The organism is Streptomyces sp. x-19 (genome assembly GCF_046549115.1).
In the GTDB taxonomy this organism is placed as follows: domain Bacteria; phylum Actinomycetota; class Actinomycetes; order Streptomycetales; family Streptomycetaceae; genus Streptomyces; species Streptomyces albulus_C.
Window position 1 is genome coordinate 1 of the sequence record NZ_JAJPWK010000067.1, and the last position, 6941, is coordinate 6941.

Sequence of the window (6941 nt, forward strand, 5' to 3'; positions counted from 1 at the left end):
ACCAAAGGAACAGGCCGGTACATAAAGACACCGGAAGGATCACGCGTCCATCAACGGGGAGATCCCGTGTCCGCCTGCGGGGAGGCGATCGAACCGCCTACGGGGAGCTTCGCATTTCCGCCGTCACTCTATGCAATCTGGGCAGGGAAACTACTCACAGCAGTATCGTGATCCATGCAGCGCCGGGGTTGTCTTCGGCGCGCCCTCACCGCGGAGGCACAGTCGCGGACGCCCAACACCCTTGTTTGGGCCGGTTCCCCGACAGATCGTCGAGGGGCGGGGCCTCCCCTGGTGTGTGGCTGCCGTCCCGGATTCGGACAGCGGACCTTGCAGGTAAAGAAGTTCTCCCGGCGCGGGGTGACCCGCGTGCTGTGGCTCCAGAGCGTTGTCGATGGTGGCCACGTTCCCACCCGTTCCGAGCTGACAGCCGGTACGGATCTGACGGATGCGATCGCGTCGATCGATGGTTGGACGCTGTCGAATCAGCCGATCGAGACGCCGGATCTGGGCTCGACGTACGAGTCGAAGATCCCTGGCACCGACCAGGCTGATGACTCCTCCCTCGGCTTCTACGAGGACCGGGTGTCGGATGAGCTGGAGCAGTTGCTGAAGAAGGACGCGGCCGGCTGGGTCGTCTTCCTCCGCAAGGGCGACGTGCCCAATTCCCGGTCCATGGACGTGTTCCCGGTTCGGGTGGGGTCGCGGTCTGCGAACTACTCCACGGACAACGAGGCGGCGAAGTTCACCGTGAACTTCTCGATCACGGAGAAGCCGGCTCAGGACGCTGCGGTTCCGGCCGTTGTTCCGCCGAAGCAGGAGAAGTGATGCCTGTGCCTGCGGGATCGAAAGTTGTGCCCACTCTCCCGACTGCGGTTGCGGGTCGGGATGCGCACTGGTCCAAGAAGATGGCGCTGCTGCGGGCCCGGCAGTTGCCTGAGCACACGCTGGTGATCTGTGATGACCAGGAGGCGAAGAAGCGTGTGGACCAGGTGAAGCTGGAGCTGTCGCGGTGCCGCATGGCGGACGCGGAGGCCGGCCGGGAACCGAGTGAGGAGACGCGCCACGCCGAGCAGGATCTCCGGGACGCGCAGGCGCACTTTGACGTCGTGGCAGTGGAGTTGACGTTTCGTGCGCTGCCGCGGCCGATCCTGGATGGGTTGATCAAGCGGTTCCCTCCGAGCGAGGCGCAGGCCGAGGATGGCGATGCGTGGGATCCGGAGCGGTTCCCCGCGGCGCTGGTCGCGGCCGCCCACGTCGAGCGCGACGACCAGGGCAACACGGTCGAGGGCATGAGTGAGGAGGAGGCGCAGGAACTGCTGGATTCGTGGCCGGTGGCGGAGTCCAATGCGCTGTTCGCGGCGGCGTGGCAGGCTCAGCAGATCGTGCGGACTTCGACAGTGGAGTTGGGAAAAGGCTGATTGCGGACGCGCAGCTCCGCGCGGAGTTGGAGCTGTGTGGCCGGTGGGGAATTCCGCATTCGCAGTTTCTCGGGGCTGGTGATGGCCGGTGGTCGCAGTCCGACCGGGCCAAGGCGTTGGCGTTCGCGGCCTACCAGCGTGCGGTATGTGGTCAGTGTGGGACGCGGTCCGCGGAGTGGGATGAGGAACAAGGCGGCGACCGGTTCGCGTACGTCACGACGACGGTGCGGTGTCCGGGCTGTGAGCTGATCGCGCACGAGCAGGACCAGGTGCCGGAGGGCCCGGACGGCTATGGGGTGCGCATCGGCCTGGTGCCCCGCTCGTAGCCGCGTGGGTTCGGGAGGGGATTGCTGAAAAGGCGCGGGGAGTAAGGGCGCTGGTAGGTGTCGTCCTACACGCTCAGCGTTCAAGCGCGGGCGGACTTCGCGAACCTTCTGTCGGAGGTCCGCCAGGCCTCCCGCGCAATGCGTGGGCTCGGTCGTGACACCGACGCCCTGAATCGGCGCCTTGCCCAGATTGGATCCGGCTCCCGCAGCTCCGCTTCCGGTCTTCGCGGAATCGGTCGCGAGGCGGAGCGGGCGGGAGCTGGTCTGCGCCGTGTTGGGGTGGACGGGCATGCCTCGATGCGGCAGCTGCGCCACGGCGTGGTCTCCTCGCGGCAGGAGCTGCATCATCTTCGTCAGCTGGTTGTCGGAGGCGGCATCGTCGCCGGGCTGGCGGAGATCGCGAAGGAGGGAAACGAGTACCAGCGCGCTATCAACAAGTGGGGTGCGGTTACCGGCGCTTCGGGTGTGGAGATGGTGCAGGCTGCGGCGAAGGCCCGCGAGCTCGGTGCCGATCTGAAGATTCCCGGTACGTCGGCGGTGAAGGCCGCCGATGCGATGCTGGAGCTAGCGAAGGCGGGGCAGACCTCGACCTCGTCGATCGCGAACGCGCGGGCTGCGATGCAGCTCGCGGCCGCCGACAACCTCTCTGCCGCTGATGCTGCCCGGTATCTGGGCGATGTGATGGACCAGTTCGGCTTGTCGTCCAACAACGCAGGCCGGGCAGCGGATGTGCTGGCCGCGGGGGCGAACGCGGCGTCGGGCGGGTTGCAGGACATCTACTACGCCATGTCCTACACCGGCCCGGTCGCAGCTCAGCTCGGAATCTCCATCGAAGACACCGCGGCGGCGGTGGCGATGCTGGCCCGCTCCGGAATCCTCGGCTCGAAAGCCGGAACGTCCCTGCGGGGGATGCTCACCAACCTCGCGAGGCCCACCAAGCGAATGAAGGAGGGATTGGCGGAGCTGGGCGTCGAGGCGTGGGATGCGCAGGGCAACTTCCGTGGTCTGCGGACGGTGATCGAGGGCTTTGAGAAGGCCCAGCACCGGATGTCGCAGAAGGACTTCCTTGGTGCGCTGGCCGATGTGGTGGGCAAGCCGGCACTGGCGGGCGCCTCCGCGCTGGCGCATCAGGGCGCTGAGTCCTTCGACCAGATGCATACCGCGATCGCCCGCACTGGTGCCGCCGGGGAGATCGCCGCGTCCCAGACGAAGGGACTGGCCGGTGCGGTCACCCAGCTCAAGACGCAGGCGTCGAATACCGGGCAGGTGCTGTTCACCGCTGCGGCACCGGGGTTGGAGAAGTTGACGCGGCTTCTGTCCGCGGGCATGGCGGCCGCCACTCCTCGCATCGCTGGGGCCTTGGACTACCTGCACGATTTGTACACCTTGGCCGGGCCGTCGGTGTCACAAGCGGTGTCGTCCGGGTTGGATGAGATCGGTGATGCGCTCGGGGGCCTGGGCGGGCCGCTGGGTGACCTGGCGCTCGATACCGCCGCTGCAGGGGTGAACGTCCTCGTCAACGGCGGTCGCGCCCTTCTGGAGGTGCTGCGCAGCATGCTGTCGGCGGCCTCCCCGGTGGCCGATGCCATTGGCGAGGTCACGAAGGAAGCCGGTGCGGGCGGTACCGCGCTCGACATCATCGTCACCGCCCTGAACCTGGCATCGTCGGCCGCCGGCTCAGTGTCGACGGTGCTCATTCCGATCGGGCACATCGTGGCCGGGCTGGTACGTGGTTTCGGGGCGCTGCCGGGCCCGGTCCAGACGGCGATCATCGCGATGCTGTTGGCCCGTCGTGTCGCCCCGGTGATGTCGCGGCTGGGTCAGACGGTGTCGGGGCCGGTCGTGGGGGCGTACCGGTCGCTGGGCGATCAGATGAGGGTCCAGGAACGGCTGGCCGCTGCTCAGGGGCAGTCCATTGGCCGGATCGGGCAGGCCCTGGCGGTGGTGCAGGCCCGGATTCCGGTGGTGGGGCAGATGACTGCGGCGTTCCGCAGCGCCAGCGGTCCGATCAGTGGGGTGGCGCGGGCGATCGGCGCCGGTGTCGGCGGTGCAGCCCGCGGGCTGATGGGTGCGCTGGGCGGGCCGTGGGGCGTGGCGATCGCAGCGGCCGGGGTGGGGCTGTCGATGCTCGCCGACCACCAGCAAAGGGCCGCGCAGGCAGCAGCCGAGCATCAGTCGCGGATCAGCACGCTCACGCAGGCGTTGCGGGAGTCCAACGGTGCGGTCAACGACAGTGTCCGGGCGGCAGCAGCACAGACGGTCATGGAGACGAAGGTCTTCGACGGTAAGAATCGACTTGTCGATGTCATGTCGAAGGCTGGGGTCGGTGTCCGACAGCTCACCGACGCCTACATGAGCCAGGACGGGGGGCTGGATGCTCTTCAGCGGCGCTTGAACGACACCGCGCAGGCTCACCTGAAGTGGATCCCTACCTCCGCTGGTGCCGCGAAGGCGTATGACGATGAGGGTCTTGCTGCGGCCCGGGCGGCTGACGCGTTGGGGTCGGTCAAGGGTGAGATGTCCCAGGCGGTGAAGGACGCCAGGGACCTCGCTGACGCCACTGGCAGTGGCGGCCGGTCGGCTTCCGACGCAGTCGGACCGTTCGGGAAGTTCTCCGATGCCATGCGCCGCCTGTCCGACACCACAGCCGATGCTGACTCGCGTGCGCGGGCCCTGCATGACGCGTTGGATGTGCTTGCCGGCGGGTCGGTGAACCTGTCGGCGGCCGAGGCACGTCTGAACCGGTCCGTGTCCGATGCCGCTGAGGCGTTGAAGGGCGGCGTTGACCACGCCGAGGGGTTCGGCAAGACGCTGCTCAACATGGACGGTTCGCTGTCGACCGTCACCCGCAACGGGCAGAAGCTGTATGACCTGCTGCAGGGGCTGTCGACGAACGCGGCCGAGGCGTCGCTGGCTGCCTACCAGTACGCCGAGGCCAACGGTAAGAGCGTGCCGGAGGCGTTGCAGGCCGCGCAGAAGGAGATGGCCACGGCCCGGGCGTCGGCGATCTCCACGGCGCAGGGCTTCGGGCTGGGGGCCGAGCAGGCCGCGAACCTCGCCGATGCCGCCGGCCTGGTTCCCGAGCAGGTCTCCATCCTTCTCCAGACCGCCGGCATGGACGAGTCCATGGCCGACCTGATCGCCGTGCAGCAGGAACTCAAAGCGTGGCCGGACCGCAAGACCGTCACGATCGCCACGCTGAGCAACGACGCTCGCGAGGACCTGACGAAGCTCGGCTTCAGTATCAATGACCTCAAGGACCGGCGGGTGCAGATCACCGCCCCCACGGACGCGGCGCGCGACGACCTGGACGCGTTGATCGCGAAGATCGCCAAGACCCCGGGCGCCAAGAACGTCACGGTCACCTCGGCGACCGCGGGCACCATCAGCAGCCTCGAAGAGGTTCAGCAGAAGATCAGGGGCCTGCCTGGCGGGAGGACGGTCACGGTCAGCGCACCGACCGAGGGGGCCCGCGCGCAACTACAGGCTCTCGGCTTCCAGATCGCGGGGATCCCGGGCAGCAAGAACGTGTCCGTGACCGTGCCGGCAGGGCTCGCTCAAAGTGGTGTGGCGGCGATCCAGTCCGCGATCAACTCGCTGCGCGGCCGGACGATCACCAACTACGTCCAGACCGTCAACGTTCCCCGCGCGGAGGTCAACGGGGTGCCGTTGATGAAGAAGGACGGCGGCATCGTCACCTTCGCGGACGGCGGGCTTCACGAGAACCACATCGCGCAGATCGCGCCCGCTGGCGCCATGCGGGTGTGGGCGGAGCCGGAGACCCAGGGCGAGGGGTACGTGCCGCTCGCGCCGTCGAAGCGTCCTCGCTCCCGGCGGATCACCGAGGAGATCGTGCGGCGCCTGGGCGGGGACCCGTCCGGGATCGCGTGGTACGCCGACGGCGGCCTGTCGAACTGGTCCTACCAGCCGTTGGGTTCCTCTGGGTTCTCCGTCTCCGATGTCGTCTCGAAGTCGCAGGGCAAGGGCAAGGACGGCAGCGAGCACTTCGACCTCGGCATGTTCGAGCGGAACCTGCGGACGTCGGTGCGCACCGCCGCGGCGTGGCGTAGCGACCTGGCAACAGTGTCCCGGCGGGCAGGCACCGATGTCGCCAAGGCGCTGGAGGAGATGGGCGAGGACGGTGTGGCCCTGACCCGGAAGATGGCCCAAGGTTCCACCCGGTACATCAAGGACATGGCCTCGCAGTTGACCAAGCTCGCCGGCACCGCGAAGGCGACGCTGGCCGATTACACCGGCCAGTTGAACAACGCCGTGAAGGACACCACCACCTTCCAGGACAACCTGGCGAAGTTGGCGGCGGACGGCTACGGGGCGCTGGCTCAGCGTCTGGCCGCGCAGAACGACGACAGTGCCGAAGCCCTCGCGGCGCAGGCAGTGCGGGACTCCAAGACCGCCCGGCAGGCCAACACTGCCGCGCAGGCTGCTGGCCGGCTCCTCGACGGTGATCAGCTCTCCGATCTGGTGAAGATCATCGGGGCGTTGGCAAAGGGCCGAGGTATCCACACGGTGGCCGACCTAACTGAGATCGAGGAGGACCGCCTGATCGAGGTCGCCAACGCCTCCCAGAATCAGATCAAGAAGGCGGGCGGCAAGGCGGACCGGTTCGTAGCTGACCTGGCGAAGGCCAATGCCGGCAAGGCGTATGCGAACGGCGGCATCTGGGAGCCGGGCGTCTACACGTCCGGCAAGGGTCTGATCAAGTTCGCGGAGCCGGAGACCAGTGGGGAGTCGTACATCCCGCATGCGGCAGCAAAGCGTCAGCGAGCTACCGGCGTTCTGGCGCAGACCGCGGACCGGTTCGGGTACGCCCTCACACCGCGGCGGCTGGTCGACGCCAACGAGGGGCGCACTCAGATCGTGGTCGTGCACCAGGCCCCGGCGATCGGCAGCCAGACCATCAACGTCTCGCGGTCCAACGCCACGGCCACCGACATCGCCTCGGCCGTGTCGTACCAGATGCGGCGCGCCAAGCGGGGCGGTGTCCTGCGATGACGGTGGAACTGAAGGACTTCCAATTCGATGTCGGCGGGATCGTGATCGGGCACGGCACTAGTAGTGCTTGGTCAGGTTGGTATCGGTTCTGGCATGTCGCGGTGGCAGGTGGGGCAGGCGCCGGTCCAGAGCGCGAGGAGTAACTGCAGTTCGCGTGCGACCTGGTAGAGGCTCAGGCCGGCGC

The 6941-nt window shown here is 67.8% G+C and carries 3 protein-coding genes; all 3 read left to right on the plus strand.

What is annotated here, in order from left to right; all coding sequences use genetic code 11:
• The first annotated feature begins 357 nt into the window (after window positions 1-357).
• The 3 genes from ACLJT4_RS42000 to ACLJT4_RS42010 all read left to right on the plus strand — a co-directional run bounded on the left by ACLJT4_RS42000 (window position 358) and on the right by ACLJT4_RS42010 (window position 6757).
• Window positions 358-825 carry a hypothetical protein gene (locus ACLJT4_RS42000; protein ID WP_411130408.1) on the plus strand — a complete coding sequence of 156 codons (468 nt, stop codon included), beginning with the start codon at window positions 358-360 and terminating at the stop codon, window positions 823-825.
• Window positions 826-905: 80 nt separating this feature from the next.
• A complete protein-coding gene (locus tag ACLJT4_RS42005; RefSeq protein WP_411130410.1) occupies window positions 906-1418 on the plus strand; it encodes a hypothetical protein in 513 nt (170 codons plus the stop codon).
• A 383-nt stretch (window positions 1419-1801) separates the two neighbouring features.
• Complete coding sequence (locus ACLJT4_RS42010; RefSeq protein ID WP_411130412.1) at window positions 1802-6757, plus strand: phage tail tape measure protein; 4956 nt, start codon at window positions 1802-1804, stop codon at window positions 6755-6757.
• Window positions 6758-6941: the final 184 nt, after the last annotated feature.